General features: G+C 73.1%; 19 protein-coding genes and 1 pseudogene. 14 read left to right on the plus strand and 6 right to left on the minus strand.

Annotation, left to right across the window (positions count from 1 at the left end):
• The first annotated feature begins 81 nt into the window (after positions 1-81).
• From HUV60_RS19075 to HUV60_RS19085, 3 genes are read left to right on the plus strand one after another with little or no spacing between them, the layout of a single operon-like run.
• A complete protein-coding gene (locus HUV60_RS19075; RefSeq protein ID WP_257848464.1) occupies positions 82-1,665 on the plus strand; it encodes a 4-coumarate--CoA ligase family protein in 1,584 nt (527 codons plus the stop codon).
• Positions 1,662-2,396, plus strand: a complete 735-nt coding sequence (locus tag HUV60_RS19080; RefSeq protein WP_257848465.1) for an enoyl-CoA hydratase family protein — start codon at positions 1,662-1,664, stop codon at positions 2,394-2,396. Before HUV60_RS19075 ends, HUV60_RS19080 begins: the two co-directional genes overlap by 4 nt.
• Positions 2,384-3,016, plus strand: coding sequence for a TetR/AcrR family transcriptional regulator (locus HUV60_RS19085; protein ID WP_257848466.1), 633 nt, complete (start codon positions 2,384-2,386; stop codon positions 3,014-3,016). The genes HUV60_RS19080 and HUV60_RS19085 overlap by 13 nt, the downstream gene beginning before the upstream one ends.
• A gap of 76 nt (positions 3,017-3,092) precedes the next feature.
• On the opposite strand, the gene pdxH is transcribed toward HUV60_RS19085, so the two are convergent.
• The gene (gene pdxH / locus HUV60_RS19090; protein ID WP_257848467.1) at positions 3,093-3,779 is read right to left on the minus strand and encodes a pyridoxamine 5'-phosphate oxidase; all 687 of its coding nucleotides are present in this window, start codon (positions 3,777-3,779) and stop codon (positions 3,093-3,095) included.
• Between the two features lie 355 nt (positions 3,780-4,134).
• Between pdxH and HUV60_RS19095 the strand changes: the two genes are divergently transcribed.
• Together HUV60_RS19095 and HUV60_RS19100 are read left to right on the plus strand one after the other, a co-directional pair.
• Entirely contained in the window at positions 4,135-5,241 is a 1,107-nt protein-coding gene (locus tag HUV60_RS19095) for a citrate synthase 2 (RefSeq protein WP_257848468.1), read from the plus strand.
• A gap of 898 nt (positions 5,242-6,139) precedes the next feature.
• Complete coding sequence (locus HUV60_RS19100; protein ID WP_257848469.1) at positions 6,140-7,567, plus strand: PAS domain-containing protein; 1,428 nt, start codon at positions 6,140-6,142, stop codon at positions 7,565-7,567.
• 35 nt (positions 7,568-7,602) lie between these two features.
• Here the strand turns inward: HUV60_RS19100 and HUV60_RS19105 are convergent, their stop codons facing one another.
• Positions 7,603-8,358, minus strand: coding sequence for an SIS domain-containing protein (locus HUV60_RS19105; RefSeq protein ID WP_257848470.1), 756 nt, complete (start codon positions 8,356-8,358; stop codon positions 7,603-7,605).
• 263 nt (positions 8,359-8,621) lie between these two features.
• Here HUV60_RS19105 and HUV60_RS19110 point away from each other — a divergent pair, with 263 nt between their 5' ends.
• Both HUV60_RS19110 and HUV60_RS19115 read left to right on the plus strand, forming a co-directional pair.
• Positions 8,622-9,314 (plus strand): metal-dependent transcriptional regulator, encoded by a 693-nt coding sequence (locus HUV60_RS19110; protein ID WP_257848471.1) that lies wholly within the window; start codon positions 8,622-8,624, stop codon positions 9,312-9,314.
• Positions 9,315-9,821: 507 nt separating this feature from the next.
• A complete protein-coding gene (locus tag HUV60_RS19115; RefSeq protein WP_257848472.1) occupies positions 9,822-10,685 on the plus strand; it encodes an alpha/beta fold hydrolase in 864 nt (287 codons plus the stop codon).
• Between the two features lie 702 nt (positions 10,686-11,387).
• Here HUV60_RS19115 and HUV60_RS19120 read toward each other — a convergent pair.
• A pseudogene (locus tag HUV60_RS19120) lies at positions 11,388-12,047 on the minus strand (bifunctional DNA primase/polymerase); the annotation flags it as partial.
• 339 nt (positions 12,048-12,386) lie between these two features.
• Between HUV60_RS19120 and HUV60_RS19125 the strand changes: the two are divergent.
• Both HUV60_RS19125 and HUV60_RS19130 read left to right on the plus strand, forming a co-directional pair.
• A complete protein-coding gene (locus HUV60_RS19125; protein ID WP_257848474.1) occupies positions 12,387-13,772 on the plus strand; it encodes a transcriptional regulator in 1,386 nt (461 codons plus the stop codon).
• Between the two features lie 283 nt (positions 13,773-14,055).
• Positions 14,056-15,777: a hypothetical protein gene (locus HUV60_RS19130; protein ID WP_257848475.1), complete on the plus strand. Its 1,722-nt coding sequence runs from the start codon at positions 14,056-14,058 to the stop codon at positions 15,775-15,777.
• 39 nt (positions 15,778-15,816) lie between these two features.
• On the opposite strand, the gene HUV60_RS19135 is transcribed toward HUV60_RS19130, so the two are convergent.
• Positions 15,817-17,127 (minus strand): ABC transporter substrate-binding protein, encoded by a 1,311-nt coding sequence (locus tag HUV60_RS19135; protein WP_257848476.1) that lies wholly within the window; start codon positions 17,125-17,127, stop codon positions 15,817-15,819.
• A gap of 172 nt (positions 17,128-17,299) precedes the next feature.
• Here HUV60_RS19135 and HUV60_RS19140 point away from each other — a divergent pair, with 172 nt between their 5' ends.
• Both HUV60_RS19140 and purU read left to right on the plus strand, forming a co-directional pair.
• Positions 17,300-17,746 carry an SCO4402 family protein gene (locus HUV60_RS19140; RefSeq protein WP_257848477.1) on the plus strand — a complete coding sequence of 149 codons (447 nt, stop codon included), beginning with the start codon at positions 17,300-17,302 and terminating at the stop codon, positions 17,744-17,746.
• A gap of 46 nt (positions 17,747-17,792) precedes the next feature.
• On the plus strand, positions 17,793-18,674 hold the full coding sequence (gene purU / locus HUV60_RS19145) for a formyltetrahydrofolate deformylase (RefSeq protein WP_257848478.1): 882 nt from the start codon (positions 17,793-17,795) through the stop codon (positions 18,672-18,674).
• Positions 18,675-18,950: 276 nt separating this feature from the next.
• On the opposite strand, the gene HUV60_RS19150 is transcribed toward purU, so the two are convergent.
• Both HUV60_RS19150 and HUV60_RS19155 read right to left on the minus strand, forming a co-directional pair.
• On the minus strand, positions 18,951-20,345 hold the full coding sequence (locus HUV60_RS19150; RefSeq protein ID WP_257848479.1) for a maleylpyruvate isomerase N-terminal domain-containing protein: 1,395 nt from the start codon (positions 20,343-20,345) through the stop codon (positions 18,951-18,953).
• A complete protein-coding gene (locus tag HUV60_RS19155) occupies positions 20,342-20,923 on the minus strand; it encodes a sigma-70 family RNA polymerase sigma factor (protein ID WP_257848480.1) in 582 nt (193 codons plus the stop codon). Before HUV60_RS19155 ends, HUV60_RS19150 begins: the two co-directional genes overlap by 4 nt.
• A gap of 363 nt (positions 20,924-21,286) precedes the next feature.
• Here HUV60_RS19155 and HUV60_RS19160 point away from each other — a divergent pair, with 363 nt between their 5' ends.
• The 3 genes from HUV60_RS19160 to HUV60_RS19170 all read left to right on the plus strand — a co-directional run bounded on the left by HUV60_RS19160 (position 21,287) and on the right by HUV60_RS19170 (position 23,489).
• On the plus strand, positions 21,287-21,667 hold the full coding sequence (locus tag HUV60_RS19160) for an STAS domain-containing protein (protein ID WP_257850153.1): 381 nt from the start codon (positions 21,287-21,289) through the stop codon (positions 21,665-21,667).
• 120 nt (positions 21,668-21,787) lie between these two features.
• Positions 21,788-22,306 carry an EF-hand domain-containing protein gene (locus HUV60_RS19165; protein WP_257848481.1) on the plus strand — a complete coding sequence of 173 codons (519 nt, stop codon included), beginning with the start codon at positions 21,788-21,790 and terminating at the stop codon, positions 22,304-22,306.
• Between the two features lie 739 nt (positions 22,307-23,045).
• Positions 23,046-23,489 carry an ATP-binding protein gene (locus HUV60_RS19170; protein ID WP_257850154.1) on the plus strand — a complete coding sequence of 148 codons (444 nt, stop codon included), beginning with the start codon at positions 23,046-23,048 and terminating at the stop codon, positions 23,487-23,489.
• The last annotated feature ends 523 nt before the right edge of the window (positions 23,490-24,012 follow it).

Here is a 24,012-nt window from a genome sequence, read left to right on the forward strand (position 1 = left end):
CAAGCATGTTGACCGTCCGCAACTCAGCCAGAACTACCTGGGAATTCCAGGCGCAGGACACCGGGACGTCTTGGAGGAACCATGTTCCGAAGCGAGTACGCAGATGTTACGCCCGTCGAACTCCCCATTCACGAAGCTGTGTTCGCGCGCGCCGCCGAGTTCGGGAGCACCCCGGCACTCATCGACGGCACCGACGGCACCACCCTCACGTACGAGCAGGCGGACCGGTTCCACCGACGTGTGGCCGCCGCCCTCGCGGAGGCGGGCGTGCGCAAGGGTGACGTGCTCGCCCTGCACAGTCCCAACACGGTCGTCTTCCCCCTCGCCTTCTACGCGGCCACCCGCGCGGGTGCCTCGGTCACCACCATCCATCCGCTCGCCACCGCCGAGGAGTTCGGCAGGCAACTGGCGGACTCCGGGGCCCGCTGGATCGTCACCGTGTCACCGCTGCTCCACACCGCGCGCAGGGCGGCCGAACTCGCGGGCGGCGTCGAGGAGATCCTCGTCTGCGACAGCGCGCCCGGCCACCGGTCCCTGATCGACATGCTGGCCTCCACCGCCCCCGAGCCGCAGGTCGCCATCGACCCCGCCGAGGACGTCGCCACCCTGCCGTACTCCTCCGGCACCACCGGCACCCCCAAGGGCGTGATGCTCACGCACCGCCAGATCGCCACCAACCTCGCCCAGCTCGAACCGCTGATCACCGCCGGCCCCGGCGACCGCGTCCTCGCCGTGCTGCCGTTCTTCCACATCTACGGTCTGACGGCCCTGATGAACGCACCCCTGCGCCAGGGCGCCACCGTCGTCGTCCTGCCGCGCTTCGACCTGGAGACGTTCCTGGCGGCCATCCAGAATCACCGCATCACCGCCCTGTACGTGGCCCCGCCCATCGTCCTGGCCCTCGCCAAGCACCCCCTGGTCGCCGAGTACGACCTCAGCTCCCTGAAGCACGTCATCAGCGCCGCCGCTCCCCTGGACGCGAGCCTCGCCGCCGCCTGCTCGCAGCGGCTCGGCCTGCCGCCCGTCGGCCAGGCGTACGGCATGACGGAACTGTCGCCGGCCACCCACGTCGTCCCCCTGGACGCCATGGCCGACGCTCCACCCGGCACCGTCGGCAAGCTCGTCGCCGGCACCGAGATGCGCATCGTCGCCCTCGACGACCCGGCCAGGGACCTCGGCCCCGGTGAGTCCGGGGAGATCCTCATCCGCGGCCCCCAGGTCATGAAGGGCTACCTCGGCCGCCCCGACGCCACCGCCGCGATGATCGACGAGGACGGCTGGCTGCACACCGGCGACGTCGGGTACGTCGACGGTGGGGGAGGGTGGCTGTTCGTCGTCGACCGGGTCAAGGAACTCATCAAGTACAAGGGCTTCCAGGTCGCCCCTGCCGAACTCGAGGCGCTGCTCCTGACCCACCCCGGCATCGCCGACGCCGCCGTCGTCGGCGTCTACGACGACGACGGCAACGAGGTCCCGCACGCCCACGTCGTCCGCGGGCCGTCCGCCCCCGGGCTCTCTCGGAGCGAGGTCATGATGTACGTCGCCGAACACGTCGCCCCGTACAAGCGGGTCCGCCACGTCACGTTCATCGACGCCGTCCCCCGCGCGGCCTCCGGGAAGATCCTGCGCCGCGAGCTGCGGGCACAGTCCAAGGAGCCCTCGTGACCCTGATCGGCCGCACGCGCGCGCGGGGCGTCGAGACCCTCAGCCTCGACGCCCCCGAGCGCCGCAACGCCCTGTCCGCCGCCCTCGTCACCGAGCTGGCCGACGCGCTCACCGACGCCGGCGAGGACGGGGACGTCCGCGCGGTCGTGCTCACGCACACCGGGAACACCTTCAGCGCGGGCGCGGACCTGCGCCATCCGCCGGCCCCGCAGGCGCTGACCGGGCTGTTGCGGCAGCTCGTCGAACTCCCGAAACCGGTCGTCGCGCGGGTCACCGGGCACGTCCGCGCGGGCGGCCTCGGCCTGCTCGGCGCCTGCGACGTCGCCGCTGCCTCGGACACGGCCACATTCGCCTTCACCGAGGTCCACATCGGGGTCGCCCCGGCCGTCGTCTCCCTGCCGCTGCTGCCCCGCACCGACCCGCGCGCGCTGGCCCGCTACTACCTCACCGGGGAGCGCCTCGACGCCGCGGAGGCCGTCCGCACCGGCCTGCTCACCGCGTCGGGCAAGGACGTCGACGAGGTCCTCGCCCCGGTCCTCGACGGGCTGCGCCGGGCCGCACCCGAGGCCCTGGCCGAGACGAAGCGGCTGCTCACGGCTAGGGTGCTGGAGACCTTCGACCGGGACGCCGCCGACCTGACCGCGCTCTCGGCCCGTCTCTTCGCCTCCGCCACCGCACGTGAGGGGATGACGGCCTTCCTCGAACGACGGGACCCGCAATGGGCGGTGTGAGCACGACCGACCGCAGCGACCGCAGTGACCGTGCCGAGCGCGTCCCCAAGCAGGACCGCAGCAGGGTCACCCGGCAACGGCTCCTGGAAGCCGCCGTGGCCTGCCTCGCCGAACGCGGCTGGGCGGGCTCCACGGTCCTCGTCGTCGCCGAACGCGCGGGCGTCTCACGGGGAGCGGCCCAGCACCACTTCCCGACCCGCGAGGACCTCTTCACGGCCGCCGTCGAATACGTCGCCGAGGAACGTTCCACCGCCCTGCGCGCCCTCTTCCCCGACGGCACGGCCGCCGGCGACCGCCGCGCGGTGGTCACCGCGCTGGTCGACCTCTACACCGGGCCCCTGTTCCGCGCCGCCCTCCACCTGTGGGTCGCCGCCTCCAACGAGGAGCAGCTGCGGCCCCGTGTGACCGAGCTCGAGTCCCGCATCGGACGCGAGAGCCACCGCGTCGCCGTGGACCTCCTCGCCGCCGACGAGACCCGCCCCGGCGTCCGCGAGAGTGTCCAGGGACTCCTCGACATGGCCCGCGGCCTGGGTCTCGCCACCCTCCTCACCGACGACGCGGCCCGGCGCGGGCGGGTGGTGCGACAGTGGGCGACACTGCTGGACGAGGTGCTGGACTGAGGCACCGGGGCGAAGCGCCGCGGACGGGGCCGGCCGGGCAGGGGCCCCACGGTGGTCCGCGGCTCCGCTCACGCGCTCACGGGCTCAGCCGCTCCACCGTCCAGCCGGCGTCCGGCCGGGCCGTGTAGCGCAGGCGGTCGTGGAGGCGGTTCTCGCGGCCCTGCCAGAACTCGACCGCCCGCGGGGCCACCCGGAAGCCGCCCCAGTGCGGCGGGACCGGCACCTGCTCGCCCTCCGGGTACCGGGCCGCCAACTCCGCGTACGTCGCGTCCAGGCCCGTACGGCCGGCCAGTACCGACGACTGGCCGCTCGCCCACGCGCCCAGCTGCGAGCCGCGCGGGCGGGTGCGGAAGTAGGCGGCCGTCTCGTCCCGGCCGGTGCGCCGCGCGACGCCGGTGACGATGACCTGCCGGGCCATCGGATGCCATGGGAACAGCAGCGAGACGTGCGGGTTGGCGGTCAGTTCGCGCCCCTTGCGGGAGTCGTAGTTCGTGTAGAACACGAACCCCCGCTCGTCGAAGTGCTTCAGCAGCACCGTGCGGGAGCTGGGCCGGCCCTGCGTATCCGCCGTGGACACGACCATCGCGTTCGGCTCGAACAGGCCGCCGTCCGTCGCCGCCTGCCTGAACCAGCGCGCGAACTGCTCGACGGGGGTGGCGGCCAGGTCGGTCTCGGAAAGCCCCTCGGCCCGGTACTGCTTGCGCATCGAGGCGGGATCGAAGGGAACGGAGTCTCGGGCGGTCACATGGTCATCCTGCCGCATGAGCGGACCCCGTGGGCGGTGAGTCCGCAGGTCCGTACGGGCAGGGCCCGTAGGGCGCGCACGCGCGGGGGGCCGCCCGGAGTTCAGTGGCACTGAGTGCCGCAAGCACTCCCCAAAACTGGCACTCAGGGATATCGTTGCTGGGCAACTGCTCCGGTTGGGTGGCCGTCGACCGGGCATCACAGGGGTGACGTCCCGGACCGCGAGTCCTCGCGATGACGACCGTGGATCCACCGGACGCGCACTCACCTCAGCAGACCGACCGGTCACCGACCGGCCGACTCACCGACCGGCCGGCGCGTGGCCGTCCCACCCACACGGCCATCCGCCGCCCATCATCATGAGGAGCCGCCTGATGTCCGACTTCGTACCCGGGCTCGAAGGAGTCGTCGCGTTCGAAACGGAGATCGCCGAACCGGACAAGGAGGGCGGTGCACTCCGGTACCGGGGCGTCGACATCGAGAACCTGGTCGGGCACGTCTCCTTCGGGAACGTCTGGGGCCTTCTCGTCGACGGCGCCTTCAACCCCGGTCTGCCGCCCGCCGAGCCCTTCCCGATCCCCGTCCACTCCGGTGACGTCCGTGTCGACGTCCAGTCCGCGCTCGCCATGCTGGCACCGGTCTGGGGCCTGAAACCGCTCCTCGACATCGATGCCGAGCAGGCCCGCGACGACCTCGCGCGGGCCGCCGTCATGGCCCTCTCCTACGTCGCCCAGTCCGCGCGCGGCCAGGGCCTGCCCATGGTCCCGCAGAGCGAGATAGACAGGGCGCGGTCCGTCGTCGAACGCTTCATGATCCGCTGGCGCGGTGAACCCGACCCCAGGCACGTCGCCGCCGTCGACGCGTACTGGACCTCCGCCGCCGAGCACGGCATGAACGCCTCCACCTTCACGGCCCGCGTCATCGCCTCCACCGGCGCGGACGTGGCCGCGGCCCTCTCGGGTGCCGTCGGTGCCATGTCGGGTCCCCTGCACGGCGGCGCGCCCTCGCGCGTCCTCGGCATGATCGAGGAGATCGAACGCACCGGGGACGCCGAGGCGTATGTGAAGGGTGCGCTCGACCGGGGCGAACGCCTCATGGGCTTCGGCCACCGCGTCTACCGCGCCGAGGACCCCCGCGCCCGTGTGCTGCGCCGCACCGCCCGCGATCTCGGTGCCCCGCGCTTCGAGGTCGCCGAGGCGCTGGAGAAGGCCGCCCTGGCCGAGCTCCACGCACGCCGTCCCGACCGCGTCCTGGCCACCAACGTCGAGTTCTGGGCCGCCATCGTCCTGGACTTCGCCGAGGTGCCGGCCCACATGTTCACCTCGATGTTCACCTGTGCCCGTACCGCGGGCTGGTCGGCCCACATCCTCGAGCAGAAGCGCACCGGCCGCCTGGTCCGCCCCTCCGCCCACTACACAGGCCCCGGCAGCCGCGACCCGCACGAGATCGAGGGGTACGCGGACATGGCCGGCCGGGCCTGAGAGCGGGCTTCCGGAAAGGCACGGAAACGCAGACGACCCGCGAGCCTGGTCCTCCAGAGGAGGGGCCGGCCGGACGTACCGGCGACTCGCGGGTCGGGCGACTGCGTTGGATTGGGCCGGCTGCGTGCCTCACGCACACGCTGGTCCGGCGCCGAACCGAGTACGGCGACGGGCTACTGGCCCGCAGCCACCTCTTCCGTCCGGTATGCGTACATCTGCCGAACCACCTCCTTTCCGGAATGCCACCACCCTAGGAAACGCCCCGCCGTCCGATCAACCGCTTTTTCGAGATACTGACCGTCGGCCGTGTCGCCGCTGGTCACCTGCCGTGCGGCGGACGGGAGACACGGGGCGGCGGGCGATCGAGGGCGGGGCGGTGTCCGAGGAGCGGATCGGCTGCGCGCGGGTCATGGCGGACGGGGACCGGGCGTACGTGTGGGACCACCGGGTTCGACTGCGCCACCATGACGATCCCCGACGACGTGGTCGACCAGACCGGGCAATGCCGGCGGAACCTCGGGGCGGCCCCGGACGGGGCGGGGCGCACCTTCCCGCAGTGGTGCTGCGGGTGCGGTGCCCGCTGCCCGCGCGGGAGGACTCCGGGCCGAGCCGTGACGGCCGGTGCCGAGGGCTGCTTCGGCGGGACCCGCCCCGCGGCCACCACGCAGGTGTGCGGGCTCGCCGACCCGCGGACGAGGATCGAGATCGAGGTGGACGCCCGGCGGGGGAGCGGCGGCCGAGCGGCTGCCGAGCGGAAACGGGCGCGAAATGCCGGTGGGGTACAACGATTCCCTCAATGTTGCGGGAACCCGGTGTGCGCTGAGTCACGTTCAAGTTGAATGATGGCAAGTGGGTGGACCGACGTGCCGTACGTAGGACGCAGCTGCAGGGGGTCCAGGTGAGTGCTTCCCGACGTAGTGGGACCACTGACGAAGTGGGGCCCGACGAGCCCGGGCGGGAGAGTCCGGGCGGTTCCGATCTGCTGGCCGCGTTGCTGGACGGCATGGACGCCGCCCTGTGCGCCTTCGACGCGGACGCGGTGGTGACGCACTGGAACCGCGAGGCCGAGCGCATCCTCGGGTGGACCGCGGCCGAGGCCGTGGGCCGGCGGGGCTTCGCCGGATGGGCGGTGCGCGGCGCGGACGCGGCGGAGGTGGAGGCCCGGCTGACGTCGGCCATGGAGGCCTCGGGCCGGCAGGTGCACGAGTTCGCGCTGCTGACCAAGGACGGCGGCCGGGTGCTGGTGCGGACCCAGTCCGCGGCCGTACGCGGGCCCGACGGGAAGCCGGCGGGTGTGTACTGCGCGTTCAGCGAGGTGCACACGCAGATCGACCTGGAACGGTCGATCGCGCTGAGCGAGGCGCTGCTGGAGGAGGCGAGCTGGGGCGTCGTCCTCGTGGACGCCGACCTGCGGCCCACCGTGGTGAACGCGCACGCGGCGAAGGCGCTCGGCACCGGGCGCACCTCCGTGCTGGGGCGGCCGCTCGGGGAGCTGCTGGCGCAGGGGGTGGAGGAGCTGGAGAGCGCGCTCACCCATGTGCTGGCGGAGGGTGCTCCGCCCGCGCCCGCCGAGATCTGGGTAAGTGTGCGGGAGCCGAAGGGCGAACGGCGGCGGTGCTGGCGGTGCGGCTTCGTGCGGCTGGCGTCGCCGCTGGCGGAGGAGCCGGTGCCGCTCGGTGCGGGCTGGCTGTTCCAGGACGTGACCGAGGCCCGGCAGAGCGAGCAGGAGGCGTCGCTGGTGCGGTTCCGGGCGCAGCAGCTGCACCGGGCGGCGCGGGCGGCGGCCGAGTGCGAGGACCCGGCCGAGGCCGTCACCGTCCATCTGGACTTCGCGCTCGCCGGATTCGCCGACCACGCGCTGATCGACCGTGTGGCGGACCGGGCGGCCGACGCGGCCGACGCGGCCGACGAGGCGGAGGGCGCGGAGAGCGCGGGCCGGGTCCGGCTGGTGCGGATCGCGGCCACGCCGTCCGGGGCGCCGGGACCGAGCCGGCTCGCCGGGCAGGCGGGGCTGCCGGTGCGGTACGGCCCGGGCCACCCCGCCCTGCGGTGTGTCGAGCGGGCCGGTTCCGTACGGGCCGACTCGGGGGCGGTGACGGCACCGGAGGCGCGCGCGTGGGCGGTGTCCCGGCAGTGGCCCGCGGACGCGGCGCACGCCCTGTGCACGGTGCTGCGCAGCCGCGGACGGACGCTCGGTGCCGTGACGTTTCTGCGCGGCCCGGGACGCAACGCCTTCGAACGCCCCGACGCGATGTACGCGGAGGACGTGGCCCTCCGCATCGCCACGGCCCTGGACCTGGCGGGAGTGACCGGGCAGCCGGAGTGACGGCGGGGCCCGGTGCCGGGCTTCAGCGCCGGAATTCAGTGCCGGTAGAAGATCCGGTCGGCGTACTGCTCCAGGATGCGGCCGTTCCAGTCGTGGCCGCCGTCGACGTTGCCGGAGCGCAGGAGGGGCGGCTCGATGCCGCGGTCGGCCAGGGTGGCGGCCGCGGTGGCCATGACCGCCTGGAGGAGGGCCGCGGTGACGACGGTGGAGGCGGGGGCGAAGGGGGCGGGGACGTTGTCCAGGGTCAGCTCCGCGTCACCGACCGCGATCTTGGAGTCCAGGACGAGATCGCAGTGGTCCTTGAGGTAGGTCCCCGACGCGTGCCGGGACGTCGTCCTTGTCGCGTACGCCACCGAGGTCACGCCGATGACCTTCAGACCCAGGGCGCGGGCGTTCATGGCCATCTCCACGGGCAGCGCGTTGCGCCCGGACAGGGAGACGATCACCAGCGCGTCGCCCGCGCGGGCCGGGGACGAGTCGAGCACGGCGCCCGCGAGCCCGTCGACGCGTTCGAGGGCCGAGCCGAGGGTGGCCGGCATGACGTCGACGCCGACGACGCCCGGGACGGCCAGCAGGTTCATCAGGGCGAGTCCGCCCGCGCGGTAGACGACGTCCTGCGCGGCGAGCGAGGAGTGGCCGGCGCCGAAGACGAAGAGGCGTCCGCCGCCCGAGACCGTGTCGGCGAGCAGGGTGCCCGAGGCCGCGACGGAGTCGGCCTCCTCGTCGCGGACCCGGTGCAGCAGGTCGATCGCGGCGTCGAGGAACCGGCCGGCCGGCGTGCGGTCGCTCATGCGGCATCCCTTCGGGGTGGACTGCTGCCGATCACCGTGCGGTCCGGACCAGCGCCGTGTCAATATGACGGCCCGAGGGTCCGGGAAGCCCTTCGCGGCGGTCCTGCACCCCCCCTGTACCACCCCGCGCATACCCTTCGTTTCCACGGTGCGCCCCGATTGTCGGCGCCATGCGTCAGAATTGGGTTCAGGGCCAGCGCATGCGCCGGATGAGCCGTCCAGCCTCCGGCAGAGCCAATCGCAGATCTCATCGAGGGGCACGTATGTCCGGACTGATCGACACTACGGAGATGTATCTCCGCACCATCCTCGAGCTGGAAGAGGAAGGCGTGGTCCCCATGCGCGCCCGGATCGCGGAGCGGCTCGACCAGAGCGGGCCGACGGTCAGCCAGACGGTGGCGCGGATGGAGCGCGACGGCCTGGTGTCCGTCGCGGCCGACCGCCACCTGGAGTTCACCGACGAGGGCCGCCGGCTCGCCACCCGCGTGATGCGCAAGCACCGCCTCGCCGAGTGCCTGCTCGTCGACGTGATCGGCCTGGAGTGGGAGCAGGTGCACGCCGAGGCCTGCCGCTGGGAGCACGTGATGAGCGAGGCCGTCGAGCGCCGCGTGCTGGAGCTGCTGCGGCACCCCACCGAGTCGCCCTACGGCAACCCGATCCCGGGCCTGGAGGAGCTGGGCGAGAAGGACGGCGCCGACCCGTTCCTGGACGAGGGCATGGTGTCCCTGGCCGAACTCGACCCCGGCCTCGAGGGCAAGACGGTCGTGGTGCGCCGTATCGGCGAGCCGATCCAGACGGACGCGCAGCTGATGTACACGCTGCGCCGGGCGGGCGTCCAGCCCGGTTCGGTGGTCAGCGTGACGGAGTCGGCGGGCGGTGTGCTCGTGGGCAGCAGTGGTGAGGCGGCCGAGCTGGAGAAGGACATCGCCTCGCACGTGTTCGTCGCCAAGCCGTAGTTGTATCCGTGTCTGTGTCCGGTCGACTCGACCGGCGTGGAAGGAAGGTGCGGAGCCGGTGCGATCGCGCCGAATCCGGGACCGAGTGCGTCGAAGCGCAGCGCTCGCCCGGTTCGCGTGCGAGGCTGGCGCGTGAGGCATATGGCCTGAGGGGCTCTTGGCCGGGCCGGCAGCGCTGCCATCCGGCCGGGGAGGGGCGGGAGGATGTGCCGTGACCACGTGAGGAGCCCCGGCGCCGCACGGCGCCGGGGCCTGTCCTCCCCTGTGCTGACCCGGAGCCCCGAGCTCCCAGGGTCATCCCCTGCGGACCGGTTTCCCCGAGTGGTCCGCCCCCCTCGTTGAAGATCTCCCCCCGGCCGTGGCGACCAATCCTCGAACAGGGTCACTCGAACGAGGGGTATTGGCGACTGGAACCGCATTCTCGAAAGCGCATTCGATAGTCTGTGGGGCGGCAACAGCAGGCAGGGCAAGCAGCACGGCAGGCAGCGAGCTGGGGGTGCCAAGACGATGGCGCGACGCATCGACGTGACGGGGGCGGACGGCATACGTCTCGCCGCCTGGGAGTTCGGCGACCCGCCCAAGACCGGCAGCGACCCGGCGGAGCGCACGAGCGTGCTGTTACTCCACGGGCTCATGGGCCGCGCCTCGCACTGGGCGTCCACCGCCCGCTGGCTCTCCGCGCGGTACCGGGCGGTCGCCCTCGACCAGCGTGGCCACGGTCGCAGCGACAAGCCCGCGCAGGCCTCGTTCACCCGGGACGCCTACGTCGACGACACCGAGGCGGCCCTCGAACAGCTGGGCCTCGGCCCGGCCGTCCTCGTCGGCCACGGCATGGGCGCGCTCACCGCCTGGCAGTTGGCCGCCAAACGACCCGACCTGGTGCGCGGGGCGATCATCTGTGACATGCGGGCCTCCGCGCTCGGGGCCGCCTCGCAGCGCGAATGGGCGCAGTGGTTCAAGGCCTGGCCCGTCCCCTTCGCCACGCTCGCCGACGTCCGCAAGTGGTTCGTCGAGGACGACCCGTGGGTGGAGCGTCCGAACCCGGCCCGCGGCGAGTTCTACGCCGAGGTGATGGCCGAGTCCCCGGACGGCTGGCGGCCGGTCTTCGACCCCGGCCAGATGCTCCGTTCCCGCGAGACCTGGGTGTACGACGCGCACTGGGAGGAGCTGGCCCAGGTGCGGTGCCCGACCTTGGTGGTCCGCGGCCTCGACAGCGAACTGGGCCGTGCGGAGGCCCAGGAGATGGTCCGTGTCCTGCCCCGCGGCCGGTACGCGGAGGTGGCCGACGCCGGCCACCTCGTCCACTACGACCAGCCCGACGCCTGGCGCACGGCCATCGAACCCTTCCTGGACACCCTCCGGGACACCTGAGCCCCGGGCGTCCCCGGCCCTCGCCGGGTCCACAGGCCGTGCCGCGTACGCCGCCGCGGGTCACAGGCCCCGTGCCGGCAGGCCCGCCGCGTGCCCGCCCCGCCCGGCGGGCCCGTGTCCCCGCCCGGTTCCGGTGCTGTGTCGGCCCGAGGCGGTGTGCCGCCTGCCTGCCTGCCGTGGGTGCCGTGTACGCCGTCCCGTATCCGGCCGTCGATGCCGACGCGTCCGCGGGAAGTCCGCCTCGCGGCTCGTCGGCCAGGCCGCCCGGCGCCGCCCCGGTCCGCGCCCCGCCCGGCGGGTCCGTGTCCCCCGCTCAGCTCCCGGGCGTCTCCACCGCGTGGTGGTGGGCCGCAGACGACCGCAGGCCGCCGCATGCCGTGCATGCCCGTTCCGCGCCCACGGCCCCGTGCCCGTTTCCCCGCCGGCCACCCGGAGCCACCCCGGCCGCACCCCGTTCCCGTGCCGCCCGGTGGGCGCCCTCAGCCCTTGCTGACCGTCGTGAGGATCTCCGGCAGGCGGTGCCGTGCTCGGGGCCGCGCGGCACAGGCCGAGGACGGGGGGACGAGTCGTGCGCGCCGCGACCCTCTCCCGCCGCGTGCGCCACCGCTTCCACCGTTCCTACCGCTTCCGCTGATCCCGGCGGTCCCGGCGGTCCCGGCGGTCCCGGCGGTCCTGGCGGTCCTGGCGGTCCTGCCGGTCCTGCCGGTCGCGGCCGCACGCGTACGCCAGCGGCGGGATCAGCTCCGCGGCGTCCGGCAGCCACCGGTTCGCAGGTGTGGGTCTGCTGGCCCACTGCACGGCCCCCTTGGACCCGAACCGCGTGGGCGGGGCCGCCACGTACATCCCCTCACCCCGCACGGTCAGATCGAGCGGGGACAGCGACCAGCCCAGGGAACGGATCAGGGCCGGCGCCTTCGCGGCGGCGCCGGGGAGCACGAAGAACTCCATGCGCCGGGCGGGCGTCAGGGTCACCGGACCGAGCGCCAGTTCCATCCGCTCCATCCGGGCCAGTGCCAGGAACCCGGCCGTCTCGGGAACGGAGATCGTGTCGAAGGAGTGGCCGGTGGGCAGCAGGATCGAGGCCGTCGGCCGCATCTGCCACATGCGGCGGACGGCGCTCGCACTGCCGGTCGCCTGGCCCGCCCAGTCGGAGCGCGCCGGGTGTGCGCCGGGTGCCGGGCACTCGACGACACCGCACGAGCAGCGGTGCACCCCGGCGACAGCCTCCAGCCAGGTGCCCGGAAACACGTCCCAGTGTCGCTCCTCGGTATAGCGAACCGCGGTGTCCAGCAGGGTTTCCCCGTGCTGCTTCGGGATCTGTCCGGCATCGGTCCCGGGGATCGTCTCTTCCACGGTGAACACAACTACGTCCGCCACCAGGGGTTACGCCCGTGCCCGTGCGCGGGGGAGGGGCACCTGCCCGTGGTCGGGGCGCATGGGTGCATGTGCGGGGGCGCGCGTGGGGATCGGTGCCCGCGGGTGGGTAGCCAAGGGTGGGTGGTCAGGACGGGGCCGACATCCGCTGTTACCTCGTCAATTCGTACATGCCTCGCATCTTCGGCACCTCGGCGGGGCATTGATCTTCCCGGCCGGAACTTTCGCCCCTTCACGAGGGGAGTTGTCAGGGGACGGGCGGGCTCGGCCGCCGAAGACACGTCAACTCGGTGCGCGGGCAGGCACCGCAGCCTCAGGGGGTATGCCATGGCCGCAAGGCCTCTCGTCGCGCGGCAGCCGAACGAACGACTGCAGGCGCTCATCCAGGAAGCCGGGTGCTCCAACGCCGGGCTGGCCCGCAGAGTCAACATGTGCGGTGCCGAACACGGCCTCGACCTGCGGTACGACAAGACGTCGGTGGCCCGCTGGCTGCGCGGACAGCAGCCGCGGGGCCGGGCACCGGTGATCATCGCGGAGGCGCTCGGGCGCAAGCTGGGCCGTACGGTCACGATCGACGAGATCGGCATGGCCAACGGCAAGAACCTCGCGTCGGGTGTCGGTCTCCAGTTCTCGCCGACGGTACTGGGGGCCATAGAGCAGGTCTGCGAGCTGTGGCGCAGCGACGTGGGCCGACGGGACTTCCTGTCCGGCTCCCCCGTCGCCGCGTCCGCGCTGGTGGAGCCGAGCCGGGACTGGCTGATCACCGCCCCCGACCCGCAGGTCGCGCGCTCGGCCGGGCCGCGGGTCGGCCGCTCCGACGTGGCGGCCGTACGGGCCATGACGCAGTCCCTGGTGGACCTGGACCACCAGTACGGCAGCGGGCATGTGCGCCCGGTCGTCGTGCACTACCTCAACAGCGTCGTCTCCGGGCTGCTCGCCGGATCGTACCGGGAGGCCGTCGGGCGCGAGCTGTTCGCGGCGGTCGCCCGACTGACCGAACTGGCTGGGTACATGGCCGTCGACACCGGGCAACCGGGCCTCGCCCAGCGCTACTACGTCCAGGCGCTGCGGCTGGCCCAGGCGGCCGGCGACCGGGGGTACGGCGGGTACGTGCTCGCCGCCTCCATGAGCCATCTGGCCGCGCAGCTCGGAAACCCGCGCGAGATCGCGCAGTTGGCGCGGGCGGCCCAGGAAGGCGCGCGCGGACGGGCGACCCCCCGTGCGGAGGCCATGTTCCGGGCCGCGGAGGCACGCGGGCACGCGCTGATGGGTGACACGTACGCCGCGCAGGAAGCGGCCGGGCGCGCGATCAGCGCCATGGAGGCGGCCGATCAGGCCTCGGGGGACGATCCCGTGTGGATCACACACTTCGACACGGCCTACCTGGCCGACGAGTTGGCGCACTGTCACCGGGACCTGGGCCAGGCCGAGGCCACCGCGCGGTACGCGCGCGAGTCGCTGGACGGGCATCCCGAGTCGCGGGCGCGGCGCCGGGCGATCGGCTATGTGCTGCTCGCCACGGCGCAGGTGCAGCAGCGGGAGGTCGAACAGGCCTGCAGCACGGGCCTGAAGGCGGTGGAACTGCTCGACGGGCTCAGGTCCGACCGGGGAGCCGAGTACCTGGAGGACTTCCAGCAGCAGTTGGAGCCGTATCAGGGGGAGGCGGTGGTACGGGAGTTCGGCGCGCGCACGGCCCTGCCCGCGGTGGCGTGAGCACGGCGGGGCGGCTGTACGGGACCGGTGGGGCACCGCAGGGGTGTGGCCGGAGGCCGGTCGTCGGGTGAACTCGGCGGCCGGTGACGGGTGAACGTGCGGGCAGCGCGGGGCCGACACGGGAACGGGGCGGAGGAGGCGACGTGAGCAGTGTGCGGTGACCCGGTTTTGTTACCGCGCTCACAGGGCATGAGATCAGGTCCTGTGCTGCGTGGCACCGGGCTCCGGGGACCCGGTAGCGTGAGCCGACGATCCACAAGGTTCCCCATGGGTAGGAGTCCCGGTGACGCAGAGTGGACAGGGCGAGGAGCCCTCGGCGCGCCCCGCGCGCGAAGGCATCGTGCTGCCCTCCGACGGCGGCGGGCCCTTGCTGCCGGGCATGACGGGTACCCCGGCCGGTCCGGTCCCGCCGGGCGGACGGGCGCCCGGCGGGACCGGACCGGCCGGCGGCCAGACCTGGGGCACGCCGTGGGGGCCCGAGCAGCAGACGCCGCCCGCGCCCGCGTCGCGGCCGCAGTCCGGCCAGGAATGGCAGTCGTCCCCGCCCGCCCAGCAGTGGGGCACGCAGGAACCGGCGCCCTGGGGCACACAGGGCCCGGCCCACGGCGGGACTCACGGTGCCCCCTCCTCGTACGCTCCGACGTACGCCCCGAACGCCGGCGGCCCTTCCGCGCCGATGCCGCCGCAGGCCACCGGCCGGGAACCCGGCCACGGCGGACACGGGAGCGGTGAGGCCCACGGCTCCGCCCCGGGGGAGACGGACGGTTACGGGCAGCAGGGCGAAGACGCTCCGCCGCCGCAGCAGGGTTTCGGGTACGGCGCGTACGGCTCCGGCGGGGCGGGCACGCCGCCCGACGGGTCGGAAGGGGCCACCCAGTTCATGCCGCCGGTGCCCGCCGCCCCCGCGGACGAGGGCGCGACCCAGTTCATACCCCCGGTGGGCCCGGGAGCGCTGCCTCCCGAGATGCCCGCCGCACACGACTCCGAAGCGACCCGGTACCTGGGTCTGCCCGCCCAGGGCGGGGCCGGCCGGGCCGGCGGGCCGCCACCGCCCGCGGGCAACCCCGACGCCGAGGCCACCCAGTTCATGGCACCGGTGACCGACCGGCCCCAGGGCACGCCGTACGTCGCCGCGCCCGGTACTCCCGCCGGTCTGCCCGCCGACGAGGGGAACCGGCAGCCGCCCGCCGAGTTCGACAACCTCTTCCGCGCCTCCGGCGGCGAGGACCCGGCCGGGTCCACCCAGCAGATGCCCCGTGTCGAGCACCAGCGGCCTTCCGCCCCTCCGCAGGCCGGACACGGCACCGGCGGTGGCCGGCGTGCCGCCCGTCAGAACGAGGGCGGAGGCAGGGGCGGCCGGGGCGGCCGTACGGGTTCGAAGGTGCCGCTGATCGCGGCGGTCGGCGTCGGTCTCGTCGTGCTCGGCGTCGGGGCGGGCGCCCTGCTCGGCGGCGGGGACGACGACGGCGACAGCAGCCGGGCGGTCTCCGCCGCCACGCCCGCGAGCGAGGCGCCGTCGGCCGAGCCGTCGGCCGAGCCGTCCGTCGACCCGGTCCGGCAGCAGGCCGTCGAGCTGGACAAGCTGCTGGCCCACAGCGGCGACAGCCGGTCCGCCGTGATCAACGCGGTGGAGGACGTGAAGGTCTGCAAGGACCTCCAGCAGGCGGCCAAGGACCTGCGGGACGCGGCCGGACAGCGCAACCAGCTCGTCACCGACCTGACCACGCTCTCGGTGGACGAACTGCCCGAGCACGCGGCGCTGACCACCGCACTCACCAAGGCGTGGCAGGCGTCGGCGTCGGCCGACAACCACTACGCGGCCTGGGCCGACCAGACCGCGGGCGAGAAGGGCTGCAAGAAGGGCCAGGCCCGTTCGACCGGCGAGACCGAGGCCGCCAACAAGGCCAGTGGCACCGCGACCGCCGAGAAGACCAGGGCCGCCGAGCTGTGGAACGCGATCGCCAGGCAGCACGGCCTGACCGAACGGCAGCCGACCCAGCTGTGACCGGCCCGGCTCCGGCCGGGTGGGCGTCCTGCCCGTGCGTCAGGCCAGATCGGCGTCCTGCAGGGTGTCCGTCACGTCGATGAAGCCGTCGCGGCCGGACACGAGCCGGCCGTCCTCGACCTCCTGGAAGGTCACGTTGGCGTTGACCAGCCGGGGGAAGCCGACGGCGGCCAGCTTGTCCTGGAACTGCCAGCGCAGGGTGGGGGTGAGCCCGCCCGTCTCGACCTTCAGTCCGTCGTCCAGCGTCCGGGTCACGGTGTCGGCGCCGACCTCGCCGTCGCCGAGCGACTCGACGACCTGCCGGAACACCGTGTAGGCGATCCAGGTGGTCTGCACACCGGCGTCGGCGGGGTCGATCCGGTTGTCGCCGAACGCCTCCTTCTTGATGACCTCCTTCATCGGGTCCCAGAGCTCGTCGCTCGACGCCGGGTACCAGCCGGTGACGTACGACCCCTCGTACGGACCCGACGCCCCGCCGGTCGCGTTGATCGTCGTCTGGTCGACGCTGCCCAGCACGGTCGCGGTGCGCACGTCCGGGTAGTCGGCGCGGGCGCGGCGGAAGGAGTCCATGAAGGTGCTGGTGCGGTCGCCGAGCGCGGGCACCACGCAGCCCTCGCCCTCCGGGTCGGCGGTGCTGGTCTCCAGGGCCCGCTTCGCCTGCCCGCCGTACTCGGTGGCCTCCTCCGCCGCCCGCTGGTCCGCGGTCGGCTCGTGGCCGCCCGCGGACAGGCCCGAGTCGAGCAGCGGGGGCAGCTGGTCGCCCGTGATGGTGTCAGGCCGGATCAGGGTGACCGGCCCGCAGGCGTCGGCGAGGGCGAGGCCGAGGCCCGCCAGCAGCGCCGGCTGGCCGCCGTTGACGGGATAGGACAGCGGGCTGGTGAACTCGTCGGTGGTGATGCCGTAGCCGCCTATGTACGGGATGCCGGCACCCTCGAGGGTCGGCAGGAACGCGTCGGCGTGCTGGCTGTACGAGCCGACCACCGCGACGACGTTCTCCTTGACCGCGGTCCGGGCGCACCGCGAGGCGGACACGCTGTCGTTGTGCTCGTTGCAGGTGATCACGTCGAGCTCGCGGCCGTTGATGCCGCCCCCGGCGTTCACCCAGCTCGCGTACGCCCGCGCGAAAGCGGGCATGCCGGGCTTGTTGGTGGCGCTGGTCCTCTCGGGTGCCCAGGTCATGACGGTGATCGGTTCGTCGTCGGTGCCTCCCGGGCCGGGGACGGCTCCGCATCCGGCGGTCAGCATCGTCGCCGTCAGCGCGCCCGCGGCCAGGGTGCCGGCTCTGGACGGCCGGGGGCTGCGGCGGGGGAGGGAGTGGCTGCGGCTGTGGTTGCGTGGACTGCCGGTCATGTTCACGCACGATTGCCCCCCACCGTCAACCGGTGGGTGACCTGTCATCAACGGAAAGTGACGTGGAGGTGAATTGCCGGGTCCGGTGTGACCGGTGGCGAGGCGAAACGTACGATCGACGACCGTGCAAGGTTCGGAGAACTCTTCCCGTCGCGGCCGTCGCTCCCTCACCATGGGCGGCATGCCACTCAACGACATGCCATGGTGGCGCTGGCGCAGCAACGTGCGCTCCGCGCTGCACATGCTTTCCGACCCCGGGTTCCAGCACGGCGTCTGGCTGGCGGGTGTGGACGGCTACGGCGACGTCACCGACGCGGTCTACCGGCTGGTCGAGGACACCTGGCTGGACAACTGGTCCGCCGAGAAGTACGTGGGCACGATCTTCCGCGACTCCCAGGAGGCGGCGCTCGTGGACACCGCGGTGCTGCGCGTGCTGCGGATCATGCACCAGGTCGGTCCGGACGCGCCCGTCACCGCCTACCTCGCGCACGAGGGGTGGCCGGACGCGGTGCGCGCCGCGCGGGACGCGCACGTACGGCTGGCGACCAGTGACGGGGAGGAGCCCGACACCCCGCCGCAGAGCCTCGAGGTGCTGAGCATCCTGACCCGGTCCGCGTAGCGGAACGGCCGCACGGCCGGGATCCGCGTATGGGACCCTTTTCCGCATGAGTGAGCAGCCCACCCGAGCAGAGGCCCCCGTCGACCAGTACGTCCTGACCCTGTCCTGCCCCGACAAGCAGGGCATCGTGCACGCCGTGTCGAGCTACCTGTTCATGACCGGCTGCAACATCGAGGACAGCCAGCAGTTCGGCGACCACGACACCGGGCTCTTCTTCATGCGGGTCCACTTCTCCGCGGCGGCCCCGGTGACCGTGGAGAAGCTGCGGGCGAGCTTCACGGCGATCGGTGACGCGTTCAGGATGGACTGGCGGATAAACCGCGCCGACAAGAAGATGCGCATCGTCCTGATGGTCAGCAGGTTCGGCCACTGCCTGAACGACCTGCTGTTCCGCGCCCGGACCGGTGCGCTGCCGGTGGAGATCGCCTCGGTGGTGTCCAACCACACCGATTTCGCCGAGCTGGTGGCTTCGTACAACATCCCCTTCCATCACATTCCGGTGACGAAGGACACCAAGGTCCAGGCCGAGGCGAGGCTGCTGGAGATCGTGCGCGAGGACGGCGTCGAACTCGTCGTGCTCGCCCGCTACATGCAGGTCCTCTCGGACGACCTGTGCAAGCAGCTCTCCGGGCAGATCATCAACATCCACCACTCCTTCCTGCCGAGCTTCAAGGGCGCGAAGCCGTACCACCAGGCGCACGCCCGGGGCGTGAAGCTGATCGGTGCCACCGCGCACTACGTCACCGCCGACCTCGACGAGGGCCCGATCATCGAGCAGGAGGTCGAGCGGGTGGCGCACGACGTCACCCCCGACCAGCTCGTCGCCGTCGGCCGCGACGTCGAGTGCCAGGCGCTCGCCCGTGCCGTGAAGTGGCACGCGGAGCGCCGCATCCTGCTGAACGGGCGCCGGACGGTCGTCTTCGCCTGAACCGCCGGCAACGCGGACGACGCGGGGGCAGGGCCGGGCCCGTCCGGCACGATCCACCGGACGAGCCCCGGTCACCGAAGAGCCCCGGTCACCGGACGAGCCCCGGTCACCGACGAGCCCCGGTCACCGACGAGCCCCGGTCACCGGACGAGCCCCGGTCACCGACGAGCCCCGGTCACCGGACGAGCCCCGGTCACCGACGAGCCCCGGTCACCGACGAGCCCCGGTCACCGGACGAGCCCCGGTCACCGGACGAGCCCCGGTTCCGGGCAGGCTCTAGATCCGGCTCATCGAGGCCGCCGCCAGCAGGACGTCCCGGATGGCAGCCTTGTCCCCGACCTGCCCGGCCGCCGCTTCCTGCGGAGACACATGGCCCGCGGCCAGGCGGCAGAACTCCGAGCCGTCGAGCGCGATGTGGGCCACCTCGTGCTCCGCGGACCCCTTGGCCGCCGGGGAGTCCAGCGGGATCAGCCACTCCCCGCCGCCGGACCCCTCGATCTCCAGCCGCAGGCTCCGCCCCGGCGCCCCGGCCGCGACCAGCCGCCGCCCGGTGGAGACCTCCTGACCGGCCTGCCGGCGGGCTTCGAGGACGGCCGGCAGCATCCGCGCGGCCAGGTCGACCATGCCGTGCAGATGCCGTCCGGTCGGCGGCTCGTACGGATAGTCCACCGCCTCGGCGATGTCCTCCCCGTGCACCCAGCACTCGAAGGCGCGGTCCAGCATCGCGTCGTGCAGCGGCAGCTCGTAGCCGCCGTACGAGACCGGCATCCGCCCCGCGCTGTGGTCCGTGAAGGACACCGTCCGTACCAGGTCGTGGCTCTGCGCGCGCCAGGGCGCCCGCACGGAGCGGGTCGGCGGGTGGCGGGCGCCGCGCCAGAACGCCTCGGTGCGGGCCGACGGAGTGGCCTGCCCGGGCGCGAGGTCGCCGAGCGGGTCGGCCAGGCCGAGGGCGGTCGCGACCAGCCCGTCGACCGCCATCAGATGCGCGATGACCCCGGCGATGGTGGTGCGGCGGGTGACCGCCTCGTCGGCCTCGTACCAGCGCAGCCGCACGGGTGCGTGCCACTCGGTGTCGCCGAAGTCCTGGAGCAGCGCGTCCAGCCGGGCCGTCTCGGCCTCGTAGGCGGCGGCCCAGTCCGGCACCGGAACGCGCGGCGGGCGCCGCTTGAGGCAGGACTCCAGGACGCGGGTGCGCAGCCCCGGGCCCAGGTCGAGGCTCTCGGACCGCTGCAGCAGCCCGACGGCGTCCCGAAGGCGCAGCGCCTCCTCGGCGCAGGCCCCGCAGCCGCAGAGGTGCTCCTCGACGGCCGTCGCCTCCTCCGGTGCACAGGCGGCCAGCGCCCACGCGCCCAGCAGTGACTTCAGCACCCGGTGCTCCAGCGTCAGAGACTCCGGTTCCGGTGCCACCGCGGGCAGGTGCTGTCCGGGGTCCTCGACGGAGGTGCGTGGCGGTACACGGGCGGGGCGGCCGGATCCGGCGGCCCTCTCCTGGCTGCCCGGAACGTCCCGCTCGGGCGTACCGTCCGCCCCGGTCCCCGAGCCCGCGCGTGGGCCCGCGTCCGTGTCGCCGTGGGGCTCCCCGCCCCCCTCCGGCTCCTTCTCCTGCTCCTTCTGCTCACGCTCGGGCTCGTGTTCATGGTCGTCGTACGGCTTGAAACGGTCGTCGCTCACGCCGCACCCCCGATGCCGGGCGGTGCGCCCGGGTCCTCGGCGTCGCGGGCCGTGGCCAGCAGCTGGAGGCCCAGCCGGAGGCGGCGGCGGGCCTCGTCCTCGGTGACGCCGAGGTCGGCGGCGGTCTGCTGGTAGTCCCGGCGCTGGAAGTACGCCAGCTCCAGTGCTGCCCGCAGCGGCACCGGCATGGCGTGCACGATGTAGTCCGCGCGGGCGGCCACCGAGGCGTGGCGCACCTGGTGCTCCAGGCCCTCCGCGCTGCCGGCGCCGTCCCGGGCGAGCGCGGCGGTCCCGCTGGCGCGCAGCCGCTCGACGGACAGCCCGTGCGTCAGCGCGGCGATCCATGTGCGCAGCGGGCCCTGCTGGGGGTCGTAGGCGTCCGGATGTTCCCAGACGTGGGCGAAGACGTCGCGCGTGACGGTGTCCGAGGCGTCCTCGTCCCCGAGGACGCGGTGGGCGAGGCCGTGCACGAGGGAGGCGAACCGGTCGTAGAGCTCACCGAGCGCGGCGGCCTCTCCGCGGGCGAGCCGCTGCTGCATCGTGCGGTCCCAGCGGAGCGGTACGTCCTGTTGTGTCATGAGGCTCCTTCACCCCCTGCTCCTTTCCCGGCGTCCCGGGGCGGGCGTGCCCGGTCCGGCGGGCGCCCGCCGACCCCACGAATGTAGTGGGCACATACGGGCTCGCACGCCCCTTTGCGGTAATGCGCGCCCCCTGCCGGGCCCCAGGTGGTAAAGGGCCGCCGGCACGCACACCGGATCGTCCGGTGTGCGTGCCTCCCCAGCCTTTCGCTGATCGGAACCGATTGAATGAGGACAAAGTCGACTGAAACAAGCCTTTTCTGTTCGGTTACCGTTTCCTGGGCCGTGTTTCAGGGCACGGCCGGTGGGCAGCCGCGCTGAAAGGAAGCGTAGGTGGTTCTTCCGTTTCGGCGAGCGAAGGGCGTGGTGGTGACCTTCAACGTGACCGACGGAGAGCAGGGCGACTGGGCCGTGCTCCAGGTGTCGGGCGAACTGGACCTGGTGACCTCGCCGGTGCTGCGCCAGCGCGTGCACGATGTCGTGGCCGACGGCAGACACCGCCTTGTCCTCGATCTCTCCGAGGTGTGGTTCTGCGACTCCAGCGGTGTGGGAGTGCTCATCGCCACCCGCCGGCTGCTCCGTTCCTGCCAGGGCAGCCTGCGGCTGATCCTCCCCGCCGAGGGTGCTGCCGAGGGCAGTCACGTCAACCGGGTGCTCGGCGCGCTCGGGGTGCGCCGGCTCTTCGACGTCCACCCGGACGTCCCGTCCGCGGTGGACGGGGACTCGCGCCCGCTGTCGGCCTGACCCGGACCCGGATCCGGCACGAGCGTCGTTTCCGGGCCCACGGAAGGCACCGCACGTCGTACGCTCCGAGCGAGACGATCCCACTGGGACCCCACTGACCTAAGGCGGCCTGAAAGAGACATGGTCACCAGCGAGTACGAGCGCAGGATCGCGGCCCGCTTCGCCACCTTCGACCAGGACGGCAACGGCTACATCGACCGCGAGGACTTCAGCGGAGCGGCCAAGGTGCTCCTCGCCGAGTTCGGCACCCGGGCCCGGTCCGACCGGGGCCAGGCGCTGTACGGCGGCGCCGAGGCCTTCTGGCAGGGCATGGCGGGCATCGCCGACCGCGACGGCGACCAGCGCATCACACGCGAGGAGTTCGTGAACGGCGCGGTCAAGCGCCTGCGGGACACCCCGGACCGGTTCGCCGAGATCGCCCGTCCCTTCCTGCATGCGGCCCTCGCCGTGGCCGGCGGTGGCGGCGACGGCGACGGCACGGTGGGCGTCGAGGAGACCGCCCGCGTCCTGAAGGTGCTCGGCGTCCCCGGGGAACTGGCCGGGTCCACCGCCGCCACGCTGGACACGGACGGCGACGGCAGGATCGGCGAGGAAGAGATCGTGAGCGCCTTCGCCCGCTACTTCACCGTGCCCGAGTAACGCTCCCGAAGCTCGCACGGTCGCCGCGGTGACGGGGACGGCGGCAGGGCCGCCGTCCCCGTCACCGCGGCCGAACAGCCGGGCCCGCCACGACCGCGTGCGAGCCGGCGGTGCAACACGCCGGGCCCCGTGAACAGTTCGGCCGGCCGGCCGGGAGCTTCCGGGCGGTGGCCCGGCTGCTCTCCGCCGAACGGCCCGCCGAAGACCGTCCGCACCGTCCCCTGTCTGTGGCGTTGTTTGTGCCCGCGGCGTCGTGGGCCGCCCCGCGCGGATGTCACGGATCGTGGCATCCGGAGATCACGGAGCGTTGAGACCGGGTTGTGTCCTGCGCGTGACTTGTCACAGCCCGGAGTCGGCTGTCCACTCCGGTACCTTGTGTGGGATGCGAGTGGTTGTGAGCACGCACCGCACCGGAGTCGCCCCCGAGGCGAGTCCGGAACGGCCGGTGCCTGCCGCCGTTCGTCGTGCTGTCAGACCGACTGCCACCCCCTGTTCGACTCGCCGGGGTGGGCGTCGCACAGTATGCCGCACGGGTACTCCTTCGCGCTGGAATATGCCCGAAGCGCTTGTTGATGTGACTGTACGTCAACCATGCTGTCCCGCAAGGGGTTCACGTTCCGTGATCCCTGTCCCGGCCGTTGTCCAGGCCATGCAGAGAATGGCTACGATCGTGGCCCTCGTGAGGCGCGAATCCAAGTGTCCGCCGGTTCGGATGGTGTGAGCGGTGCAGGTGCTTCAAGTGCAGTTGGAGATCCGGCCCGACCCCGCTGAGGTGGGACGGGCCCGTCGGTGGACCCGTTCACGTCTGGCCGGTTCGGGGATCGCGGCCGACGAGCCGCTCGCCGAGACGCTGATCCTGCTCGTCTCGGAACTCGTCACCAACGCCGTGGTGCACACCGGCTGTCCGGCCGTACTGAGACTCTCCCTGCCGGGTCCGGTGGCCGGGGAGGCCACCGTCCGACTCGAGGTCGCCGACCGGAGTGCCAGGGCGCCGGTGCCGCGCTGCGTGGGCGGCGACGCGACCGGCGGGCGCGGCCTCGCCCTCGTCGACGGCCTGGCCGACCGCTGGGGCTGGAGCACCGACGGCGCCGGCAAGCGTATCTGGTGCGAACTCGACCGCTGTGCGGCGGCCCGGGAGGCCGCGGCCCCGACCTGGGGCGGCTTCGCGTACGAGGCGGTGTAGGGAGCCGGGCCCCGGGGGCCCGACGGGCGCGGTTGTGGGAGTGCACCGGTGCACCGGTGCACGGCCGGACGGTCGTACGGACAGGGATGTGAGCCGGTGCGCCGGGTGTGCTTCCGCGCGTGGCACCGAATAACCGGGCATATGTCACAGATTCATTCATATCCCACCGAAACGACGTTGACGTGTCGTGACCGCGTGATCACGCTGTTTGTCAGCGATTCGCTGCGAGGGGACGCCGAGGACTTCGACGACGGGAGCCCTCGGCGAGTGTGGGTCGTGATTCCGGTGCCGCTTCTCTCGTGGCCGAGGGGAGCCGGGAGGGAGCGCCGGAGTCGGAAGGCGGTGTGGTGCCGTGCGCTCGGGACGCGCGGCACCGCACCGCCGTCATCGCCGACGCCGTCTTCCCGCGCTCCGCGGGGGCGGGCCCGGAAGCGCGCGGCGGCCGGTTCCTCCACAGGGTGTGGACAACTTTTCCGGATTCCGGCTCCGGTCCTGCGGCATGTCCGCTCCCACCGCTACGGCT

The organism is Streptomyces sp. KMM 9044, assembly GCF_024701375.2.
In the GTDB taxonomy this organism is placed as follows: Bacteria; Actinomycetota; Actinomycetes; order Streptomycetales; family Streptomycetaceae; genus Streptomyces.

What these genes read in the sequence shown, in the direction of transcription:
- HUV60_RS19075 (WP_257848464.1), top strand. Translation starts at nt 82, where the DNA reads ATGTTCCGAAGCGAGTACGCAGATGTTACGCCCGTCGAACTCCCCATT.
- HUV60_RS19085 (WP_257848466.1), top strand. Translation starts at nt 2,384, where the DNA reads ATGGGCGGTGTGAGCACGACCGACCGCAGCGACCGCAGTGACCGTGCC.
- pdxH (WP_257848467.1), bottom strand. Translation starts at nt 3,779, where the DNA reads ATGCGGCAGGATGACCATGTGACCGCCCGAGACTCCGTTCCCTTCGAT.
- HUV60_RS19095 (WP_257848468.1), top strand. Translation starts at nt 4,135, where the DNA reads ATGTCCGACTTCGTACCCGGGCTCGAAGGAGTCGTCGCGTTCGAAACG.
- HUV60_RS19105 (WP_257848470.1), bottom strand. Translation starts at nt 8,358, where the DNA reads ATGAGCGACCGCACGCCGGCCGGCCGGTTCCTCGACGCCGCGATCGAC.
- HUV60_RS19110 (WP_257848471.1), top strand. Translation starts at nt 8,622, where the DNA reads ATGTCCGGACTGATCGACACTACGGAGATGTATCTCCGCACCATCCTC.
- HUV60_RS19115 (WP_257848472.1), top strand. Translation starts at nt 9,822, where the DNA reads ATGGCGCGACGCATCGACGTGACGGGGGCGGACGGCATACGTCTCGCC.
- HUV60_RS19125 (WP_257848474.1), top strand. Translation starts at nt 12,387, where the DNA reads ATGGCCGCAAGGCCTCTCGTCGCGCGGCAGCCGAACGAACGACTGCAG.
- HUV60_RS19135 (WP_257848476.1), bottom strand. Translation starts at nt 17,127, where the DNA reads ATGACCGGCAGTCCACGCAACCACAGCCGCAGCCACTCCCTCCCCCGC.
- HUV60_RS19140 (WP_257848477.1), top strand. Translation starts at nt 17,300, where the DNA reads ATGGGCGGCATGCCACTCAACGACATGCCATGGTGGCGCTGGCGCAGC.
- purU (WP_257848478.1), top strand. Translation starts at nt 17,793, where the DNA reads ATGAGTGAGCAGCCCACCCGAGCAGAGGCCCCCGTCGACCAGTACGTC.
- HUV60_RS19155 (WP_257848480.1), bottom strand. Translation starts at nt 20,923, where the DNA reads ATGACACAACAGGACGTACCGCTCCGCTGGGACCGCACGATGCAGCAG.
- HUV60_RS19165 (WP_257848481.1), top strand. Translation starts at nt 21,788, where the DNA reads ATGGTCACCAGCGAGTACGAGCGCAGGATCGCGGCCCGCTTCGCCACC.